13 protein-coding genes and 1 pseudogene are annotated in these 22,533 nt (G+C 33.5%); 9 read left to right on the forward strand and 5 right to left on the reverse strand.

Annotation, left to right across the window (positions count from 1 at the left end; all coding sequences use genetic code 11):
- The first annotated feature begins 13 nt into the window (after window positions 1–13).
- Window positions 14–1,162, forward strand: a complete 1,149-nt coding sequence (gene galK, locus ABD939_RS13280; protein WP_345169605.1) for a galactokinase — start codon at window positions 14–16, stop codon at window positions 1,160–1,162.
- A 21-nt stretch (window positions 1,163–1,183) separates the two neighbouring features.
- Window positions 1,184–2,206 (forward strand): UDP-glucose--hexose-1-phosphate uridylyltransferase, encoded by a 1,023-nt coding sequence (locus ABD939_RS13285; RefSeq protein ID WP_345169608.1) that lies wholly within the window; start codon window positions 1,184–1,186, stop codon window positions 2,204–2,206.
- A 7-nt stretch (window positions 2,207–2,213) separates the two neighbouring features.
- Here the strand turns inward: ABD939_RS13285 and ABD939_RS13290 are convergent, their stop codons facing one another.
- Window positions 2,214–2,834, reverse strand: a complete 621-nt coding sequence (locus tag ABD939_RS13290) for an L-threonylcarbamoyladenylate synthase (RefSeq protein WP_345169611.1) — start codon at window positions 2,832–2,834, stop codon at window positions 2,214–2,216.
- A gap of 467 nt (window positions 2,835–3,301) precedes the next feature.
- Between ABD939_RS13290 and ABD939_RS13295 the strand changes: the two are divergent.
- A pseudogene (locus ABD939_RS13295) lies at window positions 3,302–3,490 on the forward strand (glycogen-binding domain-containing protein); the annotation flags it as partial.
- Window positions 3,491–3,492: 2 nt separating this feature from the next.
- On the opposite strand, the gene ABD939_RS13300 reads toward ABD939_RS13295, so the two are convergent.
- Both ABD939_RS13300 and ABD939_RS13305 read right to left on the reverse strand, forming a co-directional pair.
- A complete protein-coding gene (locus ABD939_RS13300) occupies window positions 3,493–4,170 on the reverse strand; it encodes a hypothetical protein (RefSeq protein WP_345169614.1) in 678 nt (225 codons plus the stop codon).
- 113 nt (window positions 4,171–4,283) lie between these two features.
- Window positions 4,284–6,614, reverse strand: a complete 2,331-nt coding sequence (locus ABD939_RS13305) for an ATP-dependent helicase (RefSeq protein ID WP_345169616.1) — start codon at window positions 6,612–6,614, stop codon at window positions 4,284–4,286.
- Window positions 6,615–6,767: 153 nt separating this feature from the next.
- On the opposite strand from ABD939_RS13305, the gene ABD939_RS13310 reads away from it, so the two are divergent.
- The 3 genes from ABD939_RS13310 to ABD939_RS13320 are packed head-to-tail and all read left to right on the forward strand — an operon-like array spanning window position 6,768 to window position 10,150.
- Complete coding sequence (locus ABD939_RS13310) at window positions 6,768–8,045, forward strand: amidohydrolase (RefSeq protein WP_345169619.1); 1,278 nt, start codon at window positions 6,768–6,770, stop codon at window positions 8,043–8,045.
- Window position 8,046: 1 nt separating this feature from the next.
- Window positions 8,047–9,618, forward strand: a complete 1,572-nt coding sequence (locus ABD939_RS13315; RefSeq protein ID WP_345169622.1) for an FMN-binding glutamate synthase family protein — start codon at window positions 8,047–8,049, stop codon at window positions 9,616–9,618.
- A 10-nt stretch (window positions 9,619–9,628) separates the two neighbouring features.
- A complete protein-coding gene (locus ABD939_RS13320) occupies window positions 9,629–10,150 on the forward strand; it encodes a DUF7935 family protein (protein ID WP_345169624.1) in 522 nt (173 codons plus the stop codon).
- Window position 10,151: 1 nt separating this feature from the next.
- Here the strand turns inward: ABD939_RS13320 and ABD939_RS13325 are convergent, their stop codons facing one another.
- Window positions 10,152–11,063 (reverse strand): patatin-like phospholipase family protein, encoded by a 912-nt coding sequence (locus ABD939_RS13325; protein WP_345169627.1) that lies wholly within the window; start codon window positions 11,061–11,063, stop codon window positions 10,152–10,154.
- A 208-nt stretch (window positions 11,064–11,271) separates the two neighbouring features.
- Between ABD939_RS13325 and ABD939_RS13330 the strand changes: the two genes are divergently transcribed.
- Entirely contained in the window at window positions 11,272–17,361 is a 6,090-nt protein-coding gene (locus ABD939_RS13330; RefSeq protein WP_345169630.1) for a PKD domain-containing protein, read from the forward strand.
- A 13-nt stretch (window positions 17,362–17,374) separates the two neighbouring features.
- Window positions 17,375–18,373, forward strand: coding sequence for a PorP/SprF family type IX secretion system membrane protein (locus ABD939_RS13335; RefSeq protein ID WP_345169632.1), 999 nt, complete (start codon window positions 17,375–17,377; stop codon window positions 18,371–18,373).
- A gap of 2 nt (window positions 18,374–18,375) precedes the next feature.
- On the opposite strand, the gene ABD939_RS13340 is transcribed toward ABD939_RS13335, so the two are convergent.
- Entirely contained in the window at window positions 18,376–20,328 is a 1,953-nt protein-coding gene (locus ABD939_RS13340; RefSeq protein WP_345169634.1) for a M1 family metallopeptidase, read from the reverse strand.
- A 72-nt stretch (window positions 20,329–20,400) separates the two neighbouring features.
- Between ABD939_RS13340 and recG the strand changes: the two genes are divergently transcribed.
- Complete coding sequence (gene recG, locus ABD939_RS13345; RefSeq protein ID WP_345169637.1) at window positions 20,401–22,503, forward strand: ATP-dependent DNA helicase RecG; 2,103 nt, start codon at window positions 20,401–20,403, stop codon at window positions 22,501–22,503.
- Window positions 22,504–22,533: the final 30 nt, after the last annotated feature.

The raw sequence follows: 22,533 nt of genomic DNA on the forward strand, positions 1-22,533 counted from the left end.
ATTATAACTAGTTATGAGTGCAGAATTAATAAAAGACGTAAAGAAAACATTTGTCAAAAAATTCAAAACAGAACCTTTATTGATTTTTTCTCCAGGTAGAATAAATATAATTGGAGAACACACCGATTATAATGATGGTTTTGTTTTTCCAGCAGCTGTAGATAAAGGTATTGCTGCTGCTATTCAAAAAAGTGACTCTGGAAGTTGTACAGCTGTAGCTTTAGATTTGGATAGTACAATTGAATTCGAACTTAATAAACTAAAACCTTCCACCGAGGGTAATTGGGAAAACTATCTATTTGGTGTGGTTGCTGAAATTCAGAATAGAAATAAAATTGTAGGCGATTTTAATATCATTTTCAAAGGTAATATTCCAGGTGGTGCAGGCATGTCATCCTCTGCAGCACTTGAAAATAGTGTTGTTTTTGGATTAAATGAACTGTTCGAATTAGGACTTTCTAAACATGATATGATTCTAATTTCTCAAAAAGCAGAGCACAACTATGTTGGTGTTAATTGCGGAATTATGGACCAATACGCAAGTATGTTTGGAGTAAAAGACCACGCTTTACATTTAGATTGTAGAACTGTAAAATCTAAACCATATAAAATTGATTTTAAAGACCATCAATTGATGTTAATTAACACCAATGTAAAACATAGTTTATCTGATAGCGCTTATAACGACAGACGTTCTGCATGTGAAAGGATTTCAGAAATGCTAGGAATTAAAGCATTAAGAGACGCTACAGAAGCTGATTTAGAAACCATTATAGACAAGGTGATTCCTGTTAATTATCAAAAAGCATTGTATGTAATTCAAGAAAATTTAAGAACAGTTAAAGCTGCAAAAGCAATTGAAAATAATGACCTAGAAACTCTAGGCTCCCTAATATATCAATCTCATGAAGGTTTATCTAATCAATACAAAGTAAGTTGTGATGAATTAGATTTTCTAGTAGAACAAGCAAAGAAAAACAAACATGTCCTTGGTGCTAGAATGATGGGTGGTGGTTTTGGTGGTTGCACTATTAATTTAATTGCCAAAAAAGAAGCTGAAGCCTTTGCCAAAACAGCATCAAAAGCATACCAAAATAAGTTTGATAAAACATGTTCTGTCTATTTTATCGAGCTTTCAGACGGTACACATATAGTAAAATAATAATGCTTAACTAAATTGATCATGGAGAATACAGATTTACAAGATTATTCGCATAAACGCTTTAATATATTAACTGGAGAGTGGGTTTTAGTATCTCCTCACCGTGCTAAACGACCGTGGCAAGGACAAAATGAAGCTGTAAATAACGAAAAACGTTCTTCTTACGATGAAACATGTTATTTATGTGCAGGAAACACAAGAATAAATGGAGAAGTAAACCCTAAATATGATGATGTTTTTGTATTTACCAATGATTTTGCAGCACTCCAGAGCGATTCACCAACATTCTCTATTAATGATGCCCTATTAATTGCAGAAAGCGAAACAGGTATTTGTAAAGTAATTTGTTTTAGCCCAGACCATTCAAAGAGTTTGGCAGATATGAATGCCAAAGACATACAAAAAGTGGTTTTGGCGTGGCAAAAAGAATATAAAACTTTAGCAGAAAACCCAAATATTAATTACGTACAAATTTTTGAAAACAAAGGAGCTGTTATGGGTTGTAGTAATCCGCATCCTCATGGGCAAATATGGAGCCAATCAACATTACCAAACGAGGTAGATAAAAAAAATACACAACAATTAAATTATTATAATAAAAACAAAAGCAGTTTATTAGGCGATTATTTAACTCAAGAATTAGAAAAACAAGAACGTATAATTTATGAAAATGATGCCTTTGTCGTTTTAATACCATTTTGGGCTATATGGCCTTTTGAGGTAATGATTGTTCCGAAAAGGCATATGGCAAACATTCTTAAAATGACAAATGATGAAACACTAAAATACGGAGAAGCTATTGCTGTTTTAACAAAAGGATATGACAAATTATTTAACACATCTTTTCCTTATTCAAGTGGTATACATCAAGCACCAACTGATGGGAATGAAAATAACCACTGGCATTGGCACATGAGTTTTTATCCTCCTTTATTAAGAAGTGCTTCGGTTAAAAAATTTATGGTTGGCTATGAAATGTTTGGTTCTCCGCAAAGAGATATCACTGCAGAAACTGCTGTAAAAATGCTTCGCAACTTACTTTAAATAAAGGTTAAAATATCTCTAAATCTCCCTTGCCTTCTCTAATAACTATGGGTTCATTATCAGATAAATCAATAACTGTTGAAGGCTCATTACCTCCATAACCACCATCAATAACTAAATCAACCAAATCATACCATTTTTCTAAAATTAGTTCAGGATCTGTTGTATACTCTAAAACCTCATCTTCATCATGAATTGAAGTGGATATAATTGGGTTTCCTAGCCTTTTTACAATATCTAAAGCGATGTTATTATTTGGTACACGAATACCAACCGTTTTTTTCTTTTTAAAAGGATTTGGTAATGATTTTGACCCGGGAAGAATAAAAGTATAGGCACCTGGAAGCGCTCGTTTTAATATCTTAAAAGTGGTTGTATCTATTTGCTTTACGTAATCACTTAAATTACTTAAGTCATGACAAACAAATGAGAAATTTGCCTTCTCTAGTTTAATTTGCTTAATTCTTGCAACGCGTTCTAAGGCCTTTATGTTTGTAATATCACAACCTAAACCATAAACGGTATCTGTTGGATAAATTATAAGTCCGCCTCGCTTTAAAACAGCTACAACTTTTTCAACCGCTTTCGGGTTTGGGTTTTCTTCGTATATTTTAATAAACTCAGCCATAAAGTTATAGTTACTTAGTCTTTTACAAAGTAAATATTATTTTTATTATGATTAAGAAATAAAGAAAAATGTTTAATCAATTTATAGATTCTTAGTTTATTAAAATAAACCTAAAGTTTTCATAAATAAATATCTAAAGTTAAATCATGTAACAAATCTGTATTAAATTAGTCTATTCTGTATATAAAACGGCTATTTTATATCATATTATTTTCTTCTATTTACATATCTACACACGCAGCAGATATAAAAACTAATCCTATTTTATTTACTAAAGCTGAAGTTTTAAATGAATATACAACTCGTATTCCGTTTAAATTAATAGATCACCTGATAGTTGTTGAAGCTGAACTTTTAAATAAGAAAGGAAATTTTATTATTGATACAGGTTCGGCCAATATGATATTAAACAAAGTTCACTTTTCCGATTTTTATGAAAGTCAAAGAGCTAACCAACTGGTTCCTTTAACAATTGGAATGAAAACGAATTTGTTATGCGCAAAATGGATTATGGTTGGAAATATGTAATCCCGCTATCAGGTGGAAAACATCATTACAAATTTATTGTTGACGGAAAATGGATTGCAGACCCAAATAATAGCGTTAAAGAATATGATGGAGAAGGAAACATCAATTCAGTTTGTATGGTTAAATAATATTAACGCATTCCCATGCCTCCATTAGGCCTATTTCCCTGTCCTCGGCTTCTATTTTGCATACCTCCATTATTATTTTCTCTTGGCTTAGGCATTAAGTCTTTCTTAATTTTTTCCTGATATTTTAACCAAAGGTTATATTGCTTTTCGTCAAATATCTGTTTTAAATTTGCATTTAATTGTATTTCTTCATCTTTAATAGCAGCTTTTACAGGCTCAATTTTTTTATTAACGATTTTTCTAATTTTCATCATAGCACCTCTATTTCCACGTTGTTGCGTTCTATCGTTATCTCCTGATGTTTGCTCACCACGACTAGCTCGTAAAGACTTCATAATACTATTCATGTATACATTAAGCGTATCAAAATTATCCTTGTTTAAAAGAGCAATTTCGTTTATGGCGTTGTTATACTTTGTAATTGCCTTGCGCGTATCTAAAATTAAATCTTCATGTTTTTTAGTCTTCAGTTTTACTTTTTTTACGGCCTCATCAATATCATAATTAAATACTCCTGCTGCTTTAGAAGCATTAAATTCAGGCATTTCCTCACGTTGCTGTTGATGACCTCCAACTCGATTCTGACCACCCATTGAACGCCCTCCTTGACCTCCGCCTCCAGGTTGCGCATGAATTAAACTAAAACTTAAAACTGATAATATTAAAAGAATAATTCTCATAAAATTTAATTTTTTGATTATTAAAATTTAGATGATATTTTTTAAATAAACTCTCGCTGTTTAGGTAATTATTAACAATTTAAAAAAATTAAAAGGTTATTTAACAAAACGTGTTAACCTACAACCTCTAATTTAGCAAAGCGTAACAAGAGTTTTTTAACACCACCATGCTGAAAATCAATTTCGGCTTTAATATCTGCTCCTTTCCCTTCAATTTTTAAAACCTCTCCGGTGCCAAAACGAATATGTTTTACCACATTACCAACTACTAATTTGCTGTCAAATAAATTTGTGTTTCCATTAGTTTTAGCAACAGGTTTTAAGTTTTTAGGCGTTGTAGCTTGAAATTTTGTTGGCTCTTTTTTTGTAGCCCCTTTTTTTAGTGTAGGTTGCTTTGCTGGTTTATATCTAATTTTATTAGGTTCAACATCACCAAAAATATCAGCAGAAAGCATGGGATTAAATCGGCGTTCTTCAGTTGGTGTAACAATATCTAAATATTGTTCATCTATTTCTTCAATAAAACGACTAGGTTCAGAATCTATTAATTTTCCCCAACGGTAACGCGACAAAGCATAAGTTAAATACGCTTGTTTTTCTGCTCGGGTTAACGCAACATAAAATAAACGACGCTCCTCCTCTAGTTCGCTTCGCGTATTCATACTCATCGCGCTAGGAAATAAATCTTCCTCTAAACCAACAATATAAACGTAAGGAAATTCTAATCCTTTTGCTAAATGTATAGTCATTAAAGCCACATGATTACTATCGCCTTTATCCGCATCTAAATCTGTTGCAAGAGCTACATCTTCTAAAAATTCTGCTAACGAGCCTGTGGTGTCTGCTATTTCCTTTTGCCCTTCAACAAAATCTTTCATACCATTTAAAAGCTCTTCGATATTCTCCATTCTGGTAACACCTTCTGGTGTGCCATCTTTATTAAATTCTTTAATTAAGCCACTTGTTCTGGTAACGTGTTCTGCTAATTCAAAAACATCTGCAGTTTGATTTAACACTTGGTAACTCTCTATAAGAGTTACAAAATCTTGAAGTTTAGTTTGGGTACCTCGGTTAACTTTAACATCTGTTTTTTCGATGTTTTTCATTACTTCAAAAATAGTTTTGTTATAACCATTAGCTGAAACAATGAGTTTATCAACTGTTGTTTGACCAATACCTCGAGGCGGAAAATTAATGATACGTTTTAAGGCTTCTTCATCTGCTGGATTAATTATTAAGCGTAAATAAGACAAAACATCTTTAATTTCCTTGCGTTGATAAAATGATAATCCTCCATAAATTCTATAAGGAATATCGCGTTTACGCAGCGCATCTTCAATAGCACGAGATTGTGCATTTGTTCTATATAACACCGCAAAATCGCTATGCATTAATTGATTTTGCATCTTAGTTTCAAAAATAGTGCTCGCCACATAGCGACCTTCATCACCGTCAGTTAATGATCGGTTTACTTTTATTTTTTCACCTTCATCATTAGCCGTCCAAACAATTTTATCAAGCTTGGTTTGGTTTTTATCTATTATTGAATTTGCTGCATTTACAATGTTTTTTGTAGAACGGTAATTTTGTTCTAATCGAAATACTTTTACATCATCATAATCTTTTTGAAAATTAAGGATATTATTAATATTCGCTCCACGAAACGCATAAATACTTTGTGCATCATCTCCAACCACACAAATGTTTTGAAACTTATCTGATAAAGCTCTAACAATTAAATACTGTGAGTGGTTGGTATCCTGATACTCATCTACTAAAATATACTTAAATCGGTTTTGATATTTAGCCAAAACTTCAGGAAAACGTGTAAGTAACTCATTGGTTTTTAGCAATAAATCATCAAAATCCATAGCTCCTGCTTTAAAACAGCGCTCAACATATTCTTTGTAGATATCACCCATTCTGGGCCGTCGTGCCATCGTATCAGCTTCAATCAACTCAGGGTTTTGAAAATACGCCCGTACTGTAATTAAACTATTTTTATATGATGAAATTCGAGAGCGAACTTGCTTATATTTATAAATATCTTTATCAAGATTCATTTCTTTAATGATTGAGGCAATCAACCTATCAGAATCTTGCGTATCATAAATAGTAAAATTACTTGGGTAACCTAATTTATCGGCTTCACTTCGTAAAATTCTGGCAAATACTGAGTGAAACGTACCCATCCACAAATTTTTAGCTTCACTAGCACCAACAATAGTAGCGATACGCTCTTTCATTTCGCGAGCAGCTTTATTTGTAAAGGTTAGCGATAAAATATTAAAAGGATCAATTCCCTTACTCATCATGTAAGCAATCCGGTAAGTTAATACACGTGTTTTACCAGATCCCGCACCTGCAATCACAATCATAGGGCCTTCAATTTGTAAAGTAGGCTCTAATTGTGCTTCATTTAATTGACTTAAATATTTTTCCAATTCATTTTCATTTTATGTTGTGAAAATAACCATTGTTATGCTTTTAATTAAGTGGAATTATTAATAATTATAAACAATTAGCACATCTATACGGTTTAATTAATTTTTGAATATCTTTAGGCTTGAATTTTTTAAAACTTCTATCCGTTTAATATGAAATACATCTTATTAGTATTTGTTTTCTTTGGAACTTTTACAACCCACTCGCAGAATAATTTAGACCAACAATTTATTGATATTGAAGAAAAAGTTATCAAATGGCGACGTCATTTTCATCAAAATCCCGAATTATCAAATAAAGAATTTAAAACTGCTGAAAAAATTGCAGCACACCTTAAGTCTTTAGGAATGGAAGTTCAAACAGGTATTGCTATAACTGGTGTTGTAGGGATTTTAAAAGGCAATAACCCAGGAAAAGTAATAGCTTTAAGAGCAGATATTGATGCTTTACCCGTAACAGAACGAAACGATTTACCGTTTAAATCTGTAGTAAAAACTACTTTTTTGAATACAGAAACAGGTGTCATGCATGCCTGCGGACACGATACACATACTGCAATTTTAATGGGAGTTGCAGAGATACTTTCTAAAAATAAGGATAAAATTAATGGTACTGTAAAATTTATATTTCAACCTGCTGAGGAAGGCCCACCACCAGGAGAAGAAGGTGGTGCCAAACTTATGATTAAAGAAGGTGTTTTAGAAAACCCAAAAGTAGATGCTATTTTTGGATTACATATTAATGCAGGCACACCTGTTGGAACTCTAAAGTATAAAAAAGGAGGCATTATGGCTTCGGTTGAACGTTTTGTAATAGATGTAAAAGGAAAACAAACACACGGATCGCAACCTTGGTCTGGTGTAGATCCTATTTTAATTTCAGCAAAAATTATTGATGGATTACAAACTATTATTAGCAGAGAAGCAAAATTAACAAACGAAGCAGCTGTTATCACCGTAGGGAAAATAACAGCAGGAACGAGATTTAATATTATACCAGAAACCGCGCAATTAATTGGAACTGTAAGAACATTAGACCCTGAAATGCGCTCAATGATTGAAAGACGGATGAAAGAAATGACGGAAACCATTGCTAAAGCTTATGGTGGTGAAGCTACTATTTCATTTAGAAACCAAACGTCCATCACGTATAATGATCCAGAATTATTAGATAAAATGCTACCCACTTTAAAGAAAGTAGCAGGTGAAGAAAATGTTATAACCATGAAAGCCACCACTGGTGGTGAAGATTTCTCATATTTCCAGGAGGTTGTACCAGGTATTTATTTCTTTTTAGGAGGCATGTCACCAGACCAAGAATCAAAAGGTGCTTTTCCGCACCATACTCCTGATTTTATAATTGACGAAAGCGGTATGCTTTTGGGCGTAAAGACCTTAACTCAAATAACTTTTGATTTTTTAAACAATTAAAATGGATACTATTTTAAGTTTTTTATCTAATATCCCTTGGTGGTGTTGGATACTAATTTTTTTAGCTTTAGTCGCTATTCGTGATATTTTTCAAAAGAAACACACTATAATTCATAATTTTCCTTTAGTTGGTCATATTCGTTACATGCTAGAAAGTATTGGTCCAGAAATGCGTCAATATTTTGTAGCTAATAATAGAGAGGAACTCCCTTTTAACCGTATTGAACGTGGCTGGGTTTATGCTTCTGCAAAAAAGGAAAATAATTACGAAGGTTTTGGAACTGATAGAGATATTTATGCGCATCATCATTTTTTTATAAATAATGCAATGATGCCTTTTAAATTACCAGAAAACCATCCTAATACTACAGATAAATCATTTTTACCTTGTGCTAAAGTAATGGGTGAATTTAACAAACGAAAAAAACCTTATCGTCCTGCCTCTATTATAAATGTTTCGGCAATGAGTTTTGGTTCACTATCTGCTAAGGCTGTTGAATCATTAAACAAAGGTGTGAAAATTGCTGATGCATACCATAACACTGGTGAAGGCGGGTTATCACCTTACCATAGTCATGGTGGCGATGTTGTTTTTCATTTCGGGACTGGTTATTTCGGAGTTCGCACCGATGATGGCGGTTTCTCAATGGAAAAAATGATAAAACTTGTAGAAAAAAATCCATTTATTCGCGCTATAGAAATAAAACTATCTCAAGGAGCAAAACCGGGAAAAGGTGGTGTATTACCTGGTTCTAAAATATCAAAAGAAATAGCAGAAATACGAGGTGTTGAAGAAGGTAAAGATGTATTATCACCTCCAAATCACAAAGCGTTTTCTAACGTTCCAGAAATGGTAGAGTTTATTGAATTAATAGCAGAAAAAACAGGCTTACCAGTAGGTATAAAAGCTGCAATAGGAAAACTTGACCAATGGAAAGAACTAGCAGATATTATGCTAAAAACTGGAAAAGGCCCCGATTTTATAACTGTTGATGGCGGAGAAGGTGGTACCGGAGCTGCCCCACCAAGTTTTGCAGATCATGTTTCGCTACCGTGGGTTTATGGTTTTAGCGATTTATATAAACTATTTAAAGATAAAGATTTATCAGAACGTATTGTTTTTGTAGCCAGTGGAAAATTAGGTTTTCCTGCAAAAGCAGCTATGGCCTTTGCCATGGGAGCAGATTGTATTAATGTAGCTCGTGAAGCTATGATGAGTATTGGTTGTATTCAAGCACAAATTTGTCATACAAACCGCTGCCCTACGGGAATAGCTACACAAAGTAAATGGTTACAAAATGGTATTGACCCCACATTAAAATCTGAACGATTAGCACAATATTTTAAAACTTTTAAAAAAGAATTAATAGAAATTACACATGGCGCAGGTTACGAGCACCCTTGCCAGCTTAAAATGAGTGATATAGAAATTAATGTAGATGACCATAACTTATCTAAAGATCTCAGTAGAACTTATATGTATGAAAAGACCCCTGTCGCTTTTAAAGGCATGAACAGTTTAAAAGAATGTTTATATTTAGGCGGTACTAAAAAACATGAACCCCAAAACTAATTTTTATTTAATGGAAACCGTAAAAATCATCGACTTATTTTTGTACGCTATACCAACTGTAATTACAGGACTAATAGCCTATTATTTTTTTAAAGAACACACTAAGAATGAAGATGGTCGTAGACGCTTTTTATTAAAAAAAGATATGCAAGTAAATGCTATGCCGTTGCGCTTGCAAGCCTATGAAAGAATGGCATTGTTTCTGGAGCGTATTACACCTGCTAAATTATTAGTTAGAATCAACCCAATATCCTCAAATAAAGAAGATTACGAATCTTTACTTATACAAAATATTGAACAAGAATTTGAGCATAATTTGTCGCAACAAATATATGTAAGCGACAAATGCTGGAGCATTATAACTGCTTCAAAAAATGCAACTATTCAATTAATTAGGAAAGCAAATTTATCTGAAAAAACAGATACCGCTAATAAATTAAGAGAGACCATATTAACTGAAATGATGGAACGCCGTGCTCCTAGTGATGCAGCATTATCTTTTATAAAAGAAGAAGTTTCTGATATGTGGTAAACTAATCTAGTCGCAATTCGTTAGACCTGGCATGTTCGCATTTTTCCTTAGCATAATTATAACCTTGCTCCCACCAAGAAGTCATTAAGTTTTTATTGAATATTAAAGAGTTCTCTGTGAGTTTTGAAGGTGTATAATACAGATTAAGCTTTACATCTTTATTTTTTGCAGCTAATTTGCCAATAGTAATATCATTTCTTTCAACCTGATCTAACAAGTGACCAAATAAGTTTATCATTAGTGAAAATGGATTTTTTCCTAAAACCTTATTATACTCCATACTTTCAGATTCTAAAACAATCGCATCTACCTCGGTTGCACCACGCAAAATAGCTTCTCTAATAGGCACTACGCAACCTAAACCTCCATCAGCATACTCGAAACCATTACGTTTTACTAAAGACATAAACGGTATGTAGTTGCAAGAAATCCAAATCCAATCACAAAATTCTTCATAATTAAAATCTTTAATAGACTTATACTCCACCCTATTCTTTGATAAATTTGATACCGTTACAACAACATCGTCTTTAGTCGCTTTAATCAAATTATATTCCTCTAAAGTGAAGTGTTTTTTTATATGTCTCCTCAACGATTTGCTTTCCCCAAATGTTCTCTTACGTTTTGCAAACTGAACAAGGGTGTTAAAAAAGTTTACAGAAACAAACTCTCTTTTTCCTTTTTTACGAATATTAAAAGGATTGATACTAAAAATATTATTCTGGTTAACATTAGTAAATACATTGTAAATTTTATCAATTTGATTTGCAGCTAAATGCGGCACCAACAAACTTCCGGTTGAGGTGCCAAGAAACATATCGTAATCTTGTCCTTCTTCTTGAATAAGATATTGCGCCACACCACCTGCATAAGCTCCTTTACTACCTCCTCCTGAAATTACTAATGCCTTCAAACTCTATAATTATTAACAAATGTATAAACTCAAAAATACAACTATTAATAAATTTAAAAAGCTACAGTTGACCTTTTTATCATAGTAAAAGGATTACATACCCTATTATGAGCATTTTATAGAAAAAAGTGACATATTCTATACTTTGATAATGATTGATTAAAAAGAATATTTATTTTAGTGAAAGCTATTAACATAATTTCACTATATGAGGAAGATTTTTTTTCTTACCACACTATCTTTTATTGTAGTAAATCTTTCAATTTTTGCTTTTAATATAATTGAAAACAAAAAAGAAACTTTAGAAACATTAACGGAGTTAAACTTATTTTCAGAAAAGAAACTTCCTCCTTCAGCTACTATTTCAGGTACAGCTGAAGTTTGTTTGAACGACACTCAACCACAAATTACATTTACTGGTTCTGCAGGAAATGCACCTTATACATTTACTTATACTGTAAATGGTGGCGCTAATCAAACCATAGTTTCCACAGGAAATACAGCAACAATTAATGCTAGTACAGCTGCTGCTGGAACATTTACTTATCAGTTGGTTTCTGTTAGAGACAATACAAATGATACTGCAAACGAAAACGGAACCGCAACTATAACCGTTAACGCCCCACCAACAGTAGATTTTACTTTTAACAACAATGGCGCTTGTGCTGGAACTCTTATTAATTTTACATCAACAATTACAGGAGACGGGCCTTTTACATACAGCTGGAATTTTGGAGACGGTATAACAAGTACTAATGCAAACCCTACACATACATTTAATTATGTAGGTTGCGGCACTGAAAACTCTAACGTTACACTAATCGTAACAGATAGCAATGGATGTACCAGCAACATTTCCAAAATTATTACTGTACAAGAAAAACCTTCTCTCCAGTTTGAAGATATTGACAATAGATTTGATCCATTTAACAATTGTGGTAATAACACAACAGACCCCTCTTACACTATTAATGTTGGATTTGGCACCGGCATATCCCCTTGTGTGAATTCTTATAACGTTGATTGGGGAGATGGAAGCGCTATTGAAAACAACGTAACTTTTCCTGCCACCCATACTTACACGCAATTAGGCTCCTTTAACATGAGAATAACAGGTATAGGAACCAATTGCGATAATACGGTTACATATTTAATAAAAAACTCAAGTAACCCAACAGGATCTATTGTTAATCCTGGTAATACAGTAAACCTTTGTACGCCAGTACCTGCTATTGAATTCGCTATTGGGTCTTGGGCAACAAACCCACCAGACACTAATTACACAGTAGATTTTGGTGATGGAACCGTTGAAAACTTTACACAAGCACAACTTGAAGCATCTACGTTTTTTAATGCAGCAGACCCTGTAAATTCTCAAAATTTTCCAATACCTCACACATACACAGAAACCAGTTGCCCTAACTCATACACCGTTTTTTTATCAATTACTACATCTTGCGGACAAACCAATTTAACAGCAGGCCCAATTATTATTTTAAGAAAACCTGAAGTAGCTTTTGAAGACCCTCCAATAAGTTGCGTAAACGAATTAGTGCAATTCAACAATACATCTTTAGATGGTTTTAGTAACAATTGCAGTGTTAATGATGGTTATTTTTGGGATTTTGGAGATGGCACAACATCAAATTTAAGAAACCCTACTCACTCTTATACTGCACCTGGAAATTACACTGTATCATTATACGCCGAAAACTCCTGTGGTGTTACAAATACCATAACCAAAACAATCTGTATTGAACCAGCATTGACCGCTGCATTCACTTTAAATACAAATAACGGATGTTCTCCACTTCCTGTTCAAACTACTAATACAACAGATTTAAGCCAAAGTTGTGGAGGTGAAACCTACCTTTGGGAAGTAGCCTATACTCCTGAATTTTGTGGAACAGGAGCAGGACAATGGAACTTTACGAACGGAACAGATGAAAATTCTGCTGCGCCATCAATAAACTTTGTTAATGCTGGAACTTACACATTAACACAAACAATAACTAATGCTTGCGGAAGCGATGTTGTTTCTCAAACTATAGAAGTAAAGCAACCACCTATTGCTACAATAAATGCTATTTCAAATTTTTGTGGAAATGCATCAATAAACCCGGTAGCAACAGTAAACTCTTGTGCTCCAGCATCTGAAAGCCTAACATTTAGTTGGTCTTTTCCAGGAGGAACGCCAGCAACTGCAAACACATTAAACCCAGGAACTATTAGTTATGCAACCCCTGGGAATTATCAGATTACTTTCAGTGTGACTTCAAGTTGCGGAACCACTACTGATACTGAAGACTTTTCAGTTAATCCTATACCAGCAATTACAAACACCACCTTAACACAAACCATTTGCTCTGGGACAGAAGCGTCAGAAATTGTTTTAAATTCAGATATAACTAACACAACATATAACTGGACTGCAACTGCTCCCGCTAGTGTTACTGGCTTTTTTGCCTCGGGAAATACAAATACTATTCCTGCTCAAACCATATTCAATACAAACACAACTCCTGAAAATGTTACTTATACAGTCACTCCTTCTCTTAATGGTTGTGATGGCGTACCAGTAACTTTTGTTATTACTGTAGATCCTGCACCGGAATTCACATCGCAACCACTTCCGGAAACAATTTGTTTAGGAGGACCCATTGCAACATTGTCTGTTTCAGTAAATGGCCCTGGCGCTCCATCATATCAATGGTATAGTAATACAATCGACGATAATACAACTGGAACAATAATTACAGGAGAAACAAATGCATCTTTTACACCACCAAATAATCCCGTTGGTGTCACTTTTTATTATTGTGTAGTATCATTTTCATCCGGTGCTGGCTGTAATGAAATAATTTCTGATACCGCTCGAATTGAAATTGTAGACGGTATTCAAATAGACACAAACCCTTTACCAACACAAAGCATTTGTAATGGTGGAGATATTTTAAATCCTTTATTTGTAGTACATTCTGGAGGAACAGGAAATATTACGTATCAATGGTTTAGTAATACAACAAATTCTAATACTGGAGGCACTCTAATAAGTGGAGCAACAAATATAAATTACACACCGCCTACCTTCACAACCTCAGGAAATTACTATTATTACGTTATTATTTCTTTAGACGGAAGTGGTTGTAGCGATATTACGAGTGACGTTGCTGAAATTATAGTTGCTGATGACCCTATAATCACCTCACAACCCTTGATAACTCAAACACTTTGTCAAGACACTATTCCGCAAGATTTAGCAGTTGTTGTTTCTGGAGGAATAGGAACAGTTTATGATTATCAATGGTATAGCAATACAACAAATTCCAACACTGGTGGTACTTTAATACCTGGCGCAACAAACAGTACATTTACACCTCCAACAAATACAGTTGGTACGTTATATTATTATTGCGAAATCACTCAAGCAAATCCTGGTTGTAGTGCTACAAGCGATACAGCAGAAATTATAATTAATGCTGCTCCAGCTTTTACATCGCAACCTATTTCTGAAACTATTTGTTTTACCGAAACATTTACACCACTTGCAGTTAGCTTTAGTAATGGCGTAGGCACACCATCTTACCAATGGTATTCGAATACAACAAATAATAATACAACAGGAACTCCAATTGCCGGAGAAACTAATGATATTTACTCTCCGCCTTCAGGAAATATTGGCACAATTTATTATTATGCTATTATTACATTTTCTTCAGGAGGTTGTACAGAAATCACATCTGATGTTTCTGAACAAACAGTAAATCAAACACCTAGTATAAGTGATGATACTGAAACTATTTGCAGCGGTGTAACTTTTAATATTATTCCTGATAATTCTAATGGAGACACAGTACCAGCAGGAACTTTATACACGTGGACCAACCCTGTAATCAATCCTGCAGGAGCAATAACAGGAGCTTCAAATGAGACATTAGGTCAACCAAATATCAGTCAAACTTTAGTCAACAATACTACAAATCCAGCTACAGTGCGTTATACCGTTACTCCAATATCTGGAATTTGTACGGGGTTAGATTTCAATATTACAATAACAGTAAACCCATCAATCAGCATCACTGAAACTACCGTAAATAGCCTTTGCTACTTATCAAATAGCGGCTCTATTGATATATCGATTACTGGAGGAGTTCCTTTCACAACTGGCAATCCGTATCAAATTTCTTGGACTGATCCAAATGGATATACTAATACAACTGAAGACATTTCTAATTTAGAACCTGGCAATTACACAGTTATTATAAACGATGATGGCGGATGCCCATTTACAGACACTTTTACCATTACTGAACCTGATGAACTTATTTTCAGTACTGTTATTTTTGATCCAGAAACTATTTCGTGTTTTAATGCAAATGATGGAAGTATTGGAATTGACATTTCTGGAGGAACGCTTCCATATACCTATAATTGGACTCTAGACGGAAATCCATTTAGTACTGATGAAGATCTATCAAATTTAGGTCCTGGAGATTATCAAATTACAGTAACTGACGCCAACAATTGTACACCAATTTTTCAAAATTTTCAAATAATTGAGCCTCCTTTGCTAGATGTTAGTTTAGTAAATCAAGTAGATATTATTTGTTTTGGTGACGCTACAGGCTCTATTGATGTGAATACTGTTGGAGGCAGACAAATTGAAATAACACCAGGTGTTTTCGATTATTCATATGCTTGGACTGGGCCAAATGGTTTTACAAGTAATATTCAAAATTTAACTGGTTTAATTGCTGGAACTTACAACTTAACTGTAACAGACAAATCTGGATGTACAGATAATTTACAAGTTATTTTAAATCAAACAGACGACATTATTATTGATTTTACAGCCACAGAAATTGAATGCTACGGAGATAACAACGCATCAATAACTATTAATAATATTTCTGGGGGAAATGCACCTTATACAATTGCTTGGAGCAATTTAGGCTCAGGCCTGTTTCAAAACAATTTATCAGCTGGAAGATACATTATTACTGTCACAGATAACACAAACTGCGAAAAACAAGCAACAATTATTATTGACGAAGCTCCTATTTTTAGAATAACACCAGATACTACACAAGTATCTTGTTTTGGCGAAAATGATGCCAGTATCATTTTAAACTTAGAAGGCGGCATAGCACCAGTAACACTTGTCTGGGATGACGATGCTACTGCTGGTGTTGAACGAAACAATATAGGTCCTGGTATTTACACGGTAACCATTACCGATGGAACACCCTGTGTAATTACTGAAACATTTACAATAACAGAACCTTCACCCTTAAATCTTTCTGCGGTTGTAACTGATGCTTTAGATTGTGATGAAGCTAACAGTGGCGAAATAAACTTAATAGTAACAGGAGGTACATTACCACTAACCTACTCATGGTCCAACGGAGCTACTTCAGAGGATTTAAACAGCATCCCTCCTAACGACTATACCGTAAATATAACAGACGCAAATGGTTGTGAAATTTCAGAAACATGGACAGTTAATAGATTTGCTCCTCTTTCCGTTGATGTCGAAACTATAACGGATTTTAATTGCGATACTAGAACAGTGAATCAATCTTTTGAAGCCAAACCAAGCGGCGGAGTTCCTCCTTATCAATTAACTTGGTCTAGCGGCACGGTTTCTGGAGCAAACAATGAATTTATGACGCCAACTGCTAACGGCTTAGTTATTCTTGATGTTACTGATAGTTTTGGCTGTACCATAAGTTTTTCTTACAACGTAGAAACACCCATTTTAGGTTTTCCAGATTTCACACAAAGTTCAACAGGATTTACAACTTTTGGGTTTTATTCAAAATTAGATCCCATTGAATTTACAAATACAGCAACAGGAGATTATGTTTCAATTTCATGGGATTTTGGAGATGGTAATTTCTCTTCAGAAGAGAATCCAACTCATACATACACAAGCGAGGGTTCCTATATAGTAACTCAAACCGTAACTTACCCTTTTGGATGTGTTTACACGCAAGTGATAACTTTAATTATCGAAAAAGGATATAGCCTTATAATGCCAAATGGGTTTACCCCAAACAATGATGGGATAAACGATTATTTTGTACCAGAATCTATTGCATTAAGCGAAATGACTTTTAATGTTTACAACACTTGGGGCGCTTTAATATATTCTGAAACTGGTGAAAACTTACAAGGTTGGAATGGAGAAATAAATGACTTGCCCGCCGAAAACGGAAATTACTATTACACATTAACAGCTAAAACTTTCTATGGAGAAATAATTACCACAGAAGGCTCATTTTCATCATTAAAATAAAGCAATTCATCATATGAGATTAAAACTAATCATCCTAATTATTATGAGTTACTTTAGTTTGAAACTAAATGCTCAAGACCCTATTTTCACACAATACTTTCTTGTTCCTGAAACTATTAACCCTGCCTTTTCTGGTTTTGAAGAAGCTACTTATTTTGGGGTATTACATCGTACACAATGGCCAAGTTTAGATTTAAGAGTAAATACGGAATATGCTTTTTTTAATACATGGGTAGAAAGTATAGATAGCGGTGTTGGTGTGAGTATTATCAACCAGCACGAAAACAATACTAATTACAACCATTTACAAGCAAACATAAACTATGCATACTTTGTGCGTTTGGGCAACGATTGGGTTTTCAGACCAGCTATTGAGGTTGGGTTTGGCACAAAATCTTTTAATTTTCAAGGTTTAGTTTTAGGAGATCAAATAAATATTAATAGCGGAACTATTAATCCAGTTTCAGTTGATCCATTTGCTTTAAATGCCAATAGAAATAAAACCTTTTTCGACTTTACAGCTGGTTTTGTGTTCGATAAAAGAGATATATACAATGATACTGATTTATGGATTGGAGCGTCTTTAAAACACTTAAACAGACCAAACATCTCCTTTGTTGAAAATGGTAATGTGCCTTTAGATATTTTTTATTCGCTTCATGCTAATTACAAGTTCCCATTTCTTGATAGCAACAAAATGCAAGTTTCTGCAAATTATATGCAACAAGGTGAATTTAATAGATTAGATATTGGTGCTAATTTTAAGTTAGACAAACTTTTCCTGGGAGCTACTGCTGTAACAAACCCAGGTAAAAATGACCCAAATGGAAATTTACTAACTTCTGTAAATGCATTTGTTGGAGTGGAGTTTGAAAAACTGCGCTTTGGTTTTTCTTATGATTTAAACACCTCAAATATTGGTAGAACAAACGGCGTTTATGAATTATCTATAACGTATTTAGCACGCTGTATTGCTTGTCAGCGTCCAGGATATACAGAAAGGCGTAAATAGTTTTAGTCTTCTATTACTTTTAACATCGACTTTGCAAATTTTGAAAATTGCCAACTATGATGTTTTGTAGCTTGTTTTAAATGCTCTTTACAAACATCATTACAAGCTTGTATTTGTTGCAAATGAAAAAATGCTTTTTGTCGTACTTCAAATCCGTATTTAGAACTTGTATAATCGATTAACTCCTGATAATAATTTCTTATGTTTTTATCTTCAAAATCTGGTGAAACTAAATTTAGAGTTAACCACAGAATCCTAACATTCTTATCGTTTAAACCAATAATACCTTTTGTTTGATCAAAATATGTTTGACGCTCTTCTGGAAAGTTTTTCCATAAATTAAACAAAGCAGCTTCAATAGTAATGTATGATTTGTCATTTAAAAGCGATTCGTAGTCGTCTTTTAACTCAACTGGGATTTCAGATAATGTTTTTGCTATAGCTTGGCGCACTTTAATATCCTGAGTTAAAAAAGTAGATTTAGATATTTTATTTCCTAAACTTTCAACAATTCTCGCTTTATAAAATGAATCCTTTTGCTCCAACAAAAACGATTTACACAATTCAGGAGTGTCTTTGCAATTGTATTGAAGGTATTGCTTTATAGACATTGAATTCAAATACAACATTTCTTCCATTGCATCGTAATTGACACTTTCACTTTCCAACCAAACCCTAAAAAATTCAGTTAAATCTCTCCTACTAACCTTTTCAACTTCACTAACAAAATCATCTGTTTCTACATTTTTAAACTGATACTTTTCTAAATAATTCTTAACTCCTTTTTTAAAAGCTTTATCGCCAACTTTCTCACGAAGCATATGTAAAACCCAAGCTCCTTTTTTGTAAAATGTGGTACTACTAGATTTTGGATTTAGAAGTGATGTGGTACCTCCTGCTTTATCTTGTTCTATTAACTCCTGCGCATATTCGTATAAACGCCAATAGTAATAATCATCTCCAAAAATATCTCGCTCTGCCAATAAAGCGTAATATGTTGCAAACCCCTCTTGCAACCAATGGTGTGTTCCAGACGTTTCGGTTACTAGATTTCCAAACCATTGATGCGCTAATTCATGTGCATTAACGTTTACGTAGTTTTTATCTACAAATGCTATGGAATCGATAACAAAACTATCTGCAAAAATAGTTGTACCTGTATTTTCCATACCTGCATATAGAAAGTCTTTTACTGGCACTTGTTTGTAATTTTGCCACGGATACGAAACACCTATCTCCTCCTCTAAAAAATCAAATATTTGTTTAGTGTATCTATATGTTGGCTCGACTTTCAAAGAATCTTCAGGATAATAATACATTTCTATAGGAATTCCGCTTTTAGAATACTCAACTTTTTTATTGTATTTGCCAATAGCCAGAGCAACTAGGTAACTAGACATGGGCTCTTTCATGTCGTAATGCCATGTCGTGGCAGAATCATTTGTTTTCTTATCTTTTAGTTGTCCATTAGCTATAACCTCATAAGACTTATCGAAAGTTATTGACAAATCAAACTCAATTTTATCATTCATATCATCAATAGATGGCAACCAATTACTTGTGTATTTTCCTTGGCCTTGTGTCCAGATTTGAGGTTTTTCACCCTTTTCAACAAAATAGAGCGCTTTTTTAGGGTTAGTAGTAAAATCCAGATTAAGACTGAAGGTGCTACCTTTTTTAAACGCTTTTTTTAAAATAAAATGTTTACCATCATAATCATGATAAATCTGATCTTCTAGCAAGCCCTCTATGTGCGAAAAAGACTTTGCATCTAAATAAACTGAATCTATATCTTTTAAAATAGTAAATGTATACTTTGCACTTCCTGAAATTAATCTATGTTTAGGAGCAATATTTATCTTAATATCAGCCGTTTTAAAATCAACATATTCAGTCTGTTGAGAAAATCCTAAGAAGGATATAATAAGAAACAAAACCAGCAGTAAATTTTTCATAAAAACAAAGTGACAACTATTATACCAAAATAGCACTTTTAATCTTAAACGAAATACCCTAAATTCGCTTTTATGTCTGTTAATCTTCAAACTCCCATAGATTATTTAAAAGGTGTTGGTCCTAATCGTGCCGATTTATTGCGCAAAGAATTAGGTATTCATACATATCAAGACTTAATTAATTTATTTCCAAACAGATATATAGACCGAACTAAATATTATAAAATAAACCAATTGCAGCGCAATAATGCTGATGTTCAAATTATTGGAAAGATTACAGGCTTTAAAGAAGTCGCTCAAAAACGAGGAAAACGCTTAGTTGGAACATTTCAAGATGATACAGGAACTATGGAATTGGTCTGGTTTCGAGGCCAAAAATGGATAAAGGATAGCTTAAAACTTAATAAAACATATGTAGCTTTTGGAAAAACCAATTGGTTTAGTGGTAAATTCAATATGGCACACCCAGAATTAGAATTGCAAGAAGATCATGAGAAAAATCTAAGATCTGCAATGCAACCTGTATACCCTTCAACCGAAAAATTGAATAATAAAGGTGTAACCAATCGTGTGATTAACAAAATCATGCAACAATTATTTATTGAAACTAAAGGAAAATTCGCGGAAACACTGTCTGATAATTTACGCTCAGAATTAAAATTAATCAATAAACAATCGGCACTTTTTAATGTACATTTTCCGAAGACTCAAGAGCTACTTTCTAGAGCTCAATTTCGATTAAAATTTGAAGAATTATTTTATATTCAATTGCAATTAATTATCAAAAATTTAATTCATAAATCCAAAATAAAAGGTTTTCCATTTAACCATGTTGGAAGGCATTTTAATTCGTTTTTCAAAGACCATTTACCCTTCGAATTAACCAACGCACAGAAACGTGTTTTGAAAGAAATTCGTGCCGATTTAGGTAGTAATGCCCAAATGAATCGACTTTTACAAGGTGATGTAGGTTCCGGAAAGACCATTGTAGCCTTCATGTCAATACTCATGGCGCTTGACAACGGTTTTCAAGCCTGCTTAATGGCGCCGACTGAAATTTTGTCAGTCCAACACTATAATGGATTATTAGAATGGTGTAATAAATTGAATATCAGTATTAAAATACTAACTGGATCAACTAAAACTTCAAATAGAAGATTAATTCACGAATCTTTAGAAAATGGCGATTTACAAATTTTAATTGGTACTCATGCCCTACTTGAAGATAAGGTTAAATTCAAAAATTTAGGCCTTTCTATTATAGATGAACAACATCGGTTTGGAGTGGCACAACGCTCTAAATTATGGCATAAAAACACCTCGCCTCCACACGTTTTGGTTATGACTGCAACACCAATTCCTAGAACTTTAGCTATGTCTGTTTATGGCGATTTAGACATCTCAATAATAGATGAATTACCACCCGGTAGAAAGGCTATAAAAACGGTTCATCGTTATGATAAAAACCGCCTGAATGTTTTCAAATTTATTCGTGATGAAATTGATAAAGGGAGACAAATTTATATCGTCTATCCATTAATTCAAGAAAATGAAAAAATGGATTATAAAGATTTAATGGATGGCTACGAAAGTATTGCTAGAGACTTCCCTATGCCTAAATATCAAACATCTATTGTACACGGAAAAATGAAACCTGCAGATAAAGAATACGAAATGCAACGGTTTATTAAAGGTGAAACTCAAATTATGGTAGCCACAACCGTTATAGAAGTTGGTGTCAATGTGCCAAACGCATCCGTAATGATTATTGAAAGTGCAGAACGTTTTGGTTTATCGCAATTACATCAATTAAGAGGTCGTGTTGGTCGAGGTGCAGAACAAAGCTATTGTATTTTAATGACAAGCCATAAATTAAGTGCAAATAGTAAAACCCGTCTAGAAACTATGGTTAAAACCAACGATGGTTTTGAAATTGCTGAAGTAGATTTACGTTTGCGAGGTCCAGGTGATATTATGGGCACACAACAAAGCGGTGTTTTAAACCTAAAAATTGCTGATATTATTAAGGATAATGATATTTTGCAGTTAGCGAGATATCATGCTAAATCTATCTTAAATATTGATCCATCATTAGCGCTACCTGAAAATCAAGTGTTTTTAAAAACCTATAAACAACTTGGTAAGTATAAAAATATCTGGAATTACATAAGCTAAAAACTTGTTATTTTTAAACTATCATTTACA

Origin of the sequence: Algibacter aquimarinus (assembly GCF_039543265.1) — a bacterium.
In the GTDB taxonomy this organism is placed as follows: domain Bacteria; phylum Bacteroidota; class Bacteroidia; order Flavobacteriales; family Flavobacteriaceae; genus Algibacter_B; species Algibacter_B aquimarinus.

Bases quoted from the DNA above. Each gene is read 5' to 3' on its own strand.
- galK (WP_345169605.1), top strand. From the start codon at position 14: ATGAGTGCAGAATTAATAAAAGACGTAAAGAAAACATTTGTCAAAAAA.
- ABD939_RS13285 (WP_345169608.1), top strand. From the start codon at position 1,184: ATGGAGAATACAGATTTACAAGATTATTCGCATAAACGCTTTAATATA.
- ABD939_RS13290 (WP_345169611.1), bottom strand. From the start codon at position 2,834: ATGGCTGAGTTTATTAAAATATACGAAGAAAACCCAAACCCGAAAGCG.
- ABD939_RS13300 (WP_345169614.1), bottom strand. From the start codon at position 4,170: ATGAGAATTATTCTTTTAATATTATCAGTTTTAAGTTTTAGTTTAATT.
- ABD939_RS13310 (WP_345169619.1), top strand. From the start codon at position 6,768: ATGAAATACATCTTATTAGTATTTGTTTTCTTTGGAACTTTTACAACC.
- ABD939_RS13315 (WP_345169622.1), top strand. From the start codon at position 8,047: ATGGATACTATTTTAAGTTTTTTATCTAATATCCCTTGGTGGTGTTGG.
- ABD939_RS13320 (WP_345169624.1), top strand. From the start codon at position 9,629: ATGGAAACCGTAAAAATCATCGACTTATTTTTGTACGCTATACCAACT.
- ABD939_RS13330 (WP_345169630.1), top strand. From the start codon at position 11,272: ATGAGGAAGATTTTTTTTCTTACCACACTATCTTTTATTGTAGTAAAT.
- ABD939_RS13335 (WP_345169632.1), top strand. From the start codon at position 17,375: ATGAGATTAAAACTAATCATCCTAATTATTATGAGTTACTTTAGTTTG.
- ABD939_RS13340 (WP_345169634.1), bottom strand. From the start codon at position 20,328: ATGAAAAATTTACTGCTGGTTTTGTTTCTTATTATATCCTTCTTAGGA.
- recG (WP_345169637.1), top strand. From the start codon at position 20,401: ATGTCTGTTAATCTTCAAACTCCCATAGATTATTTAAAAGGTGTTGGT.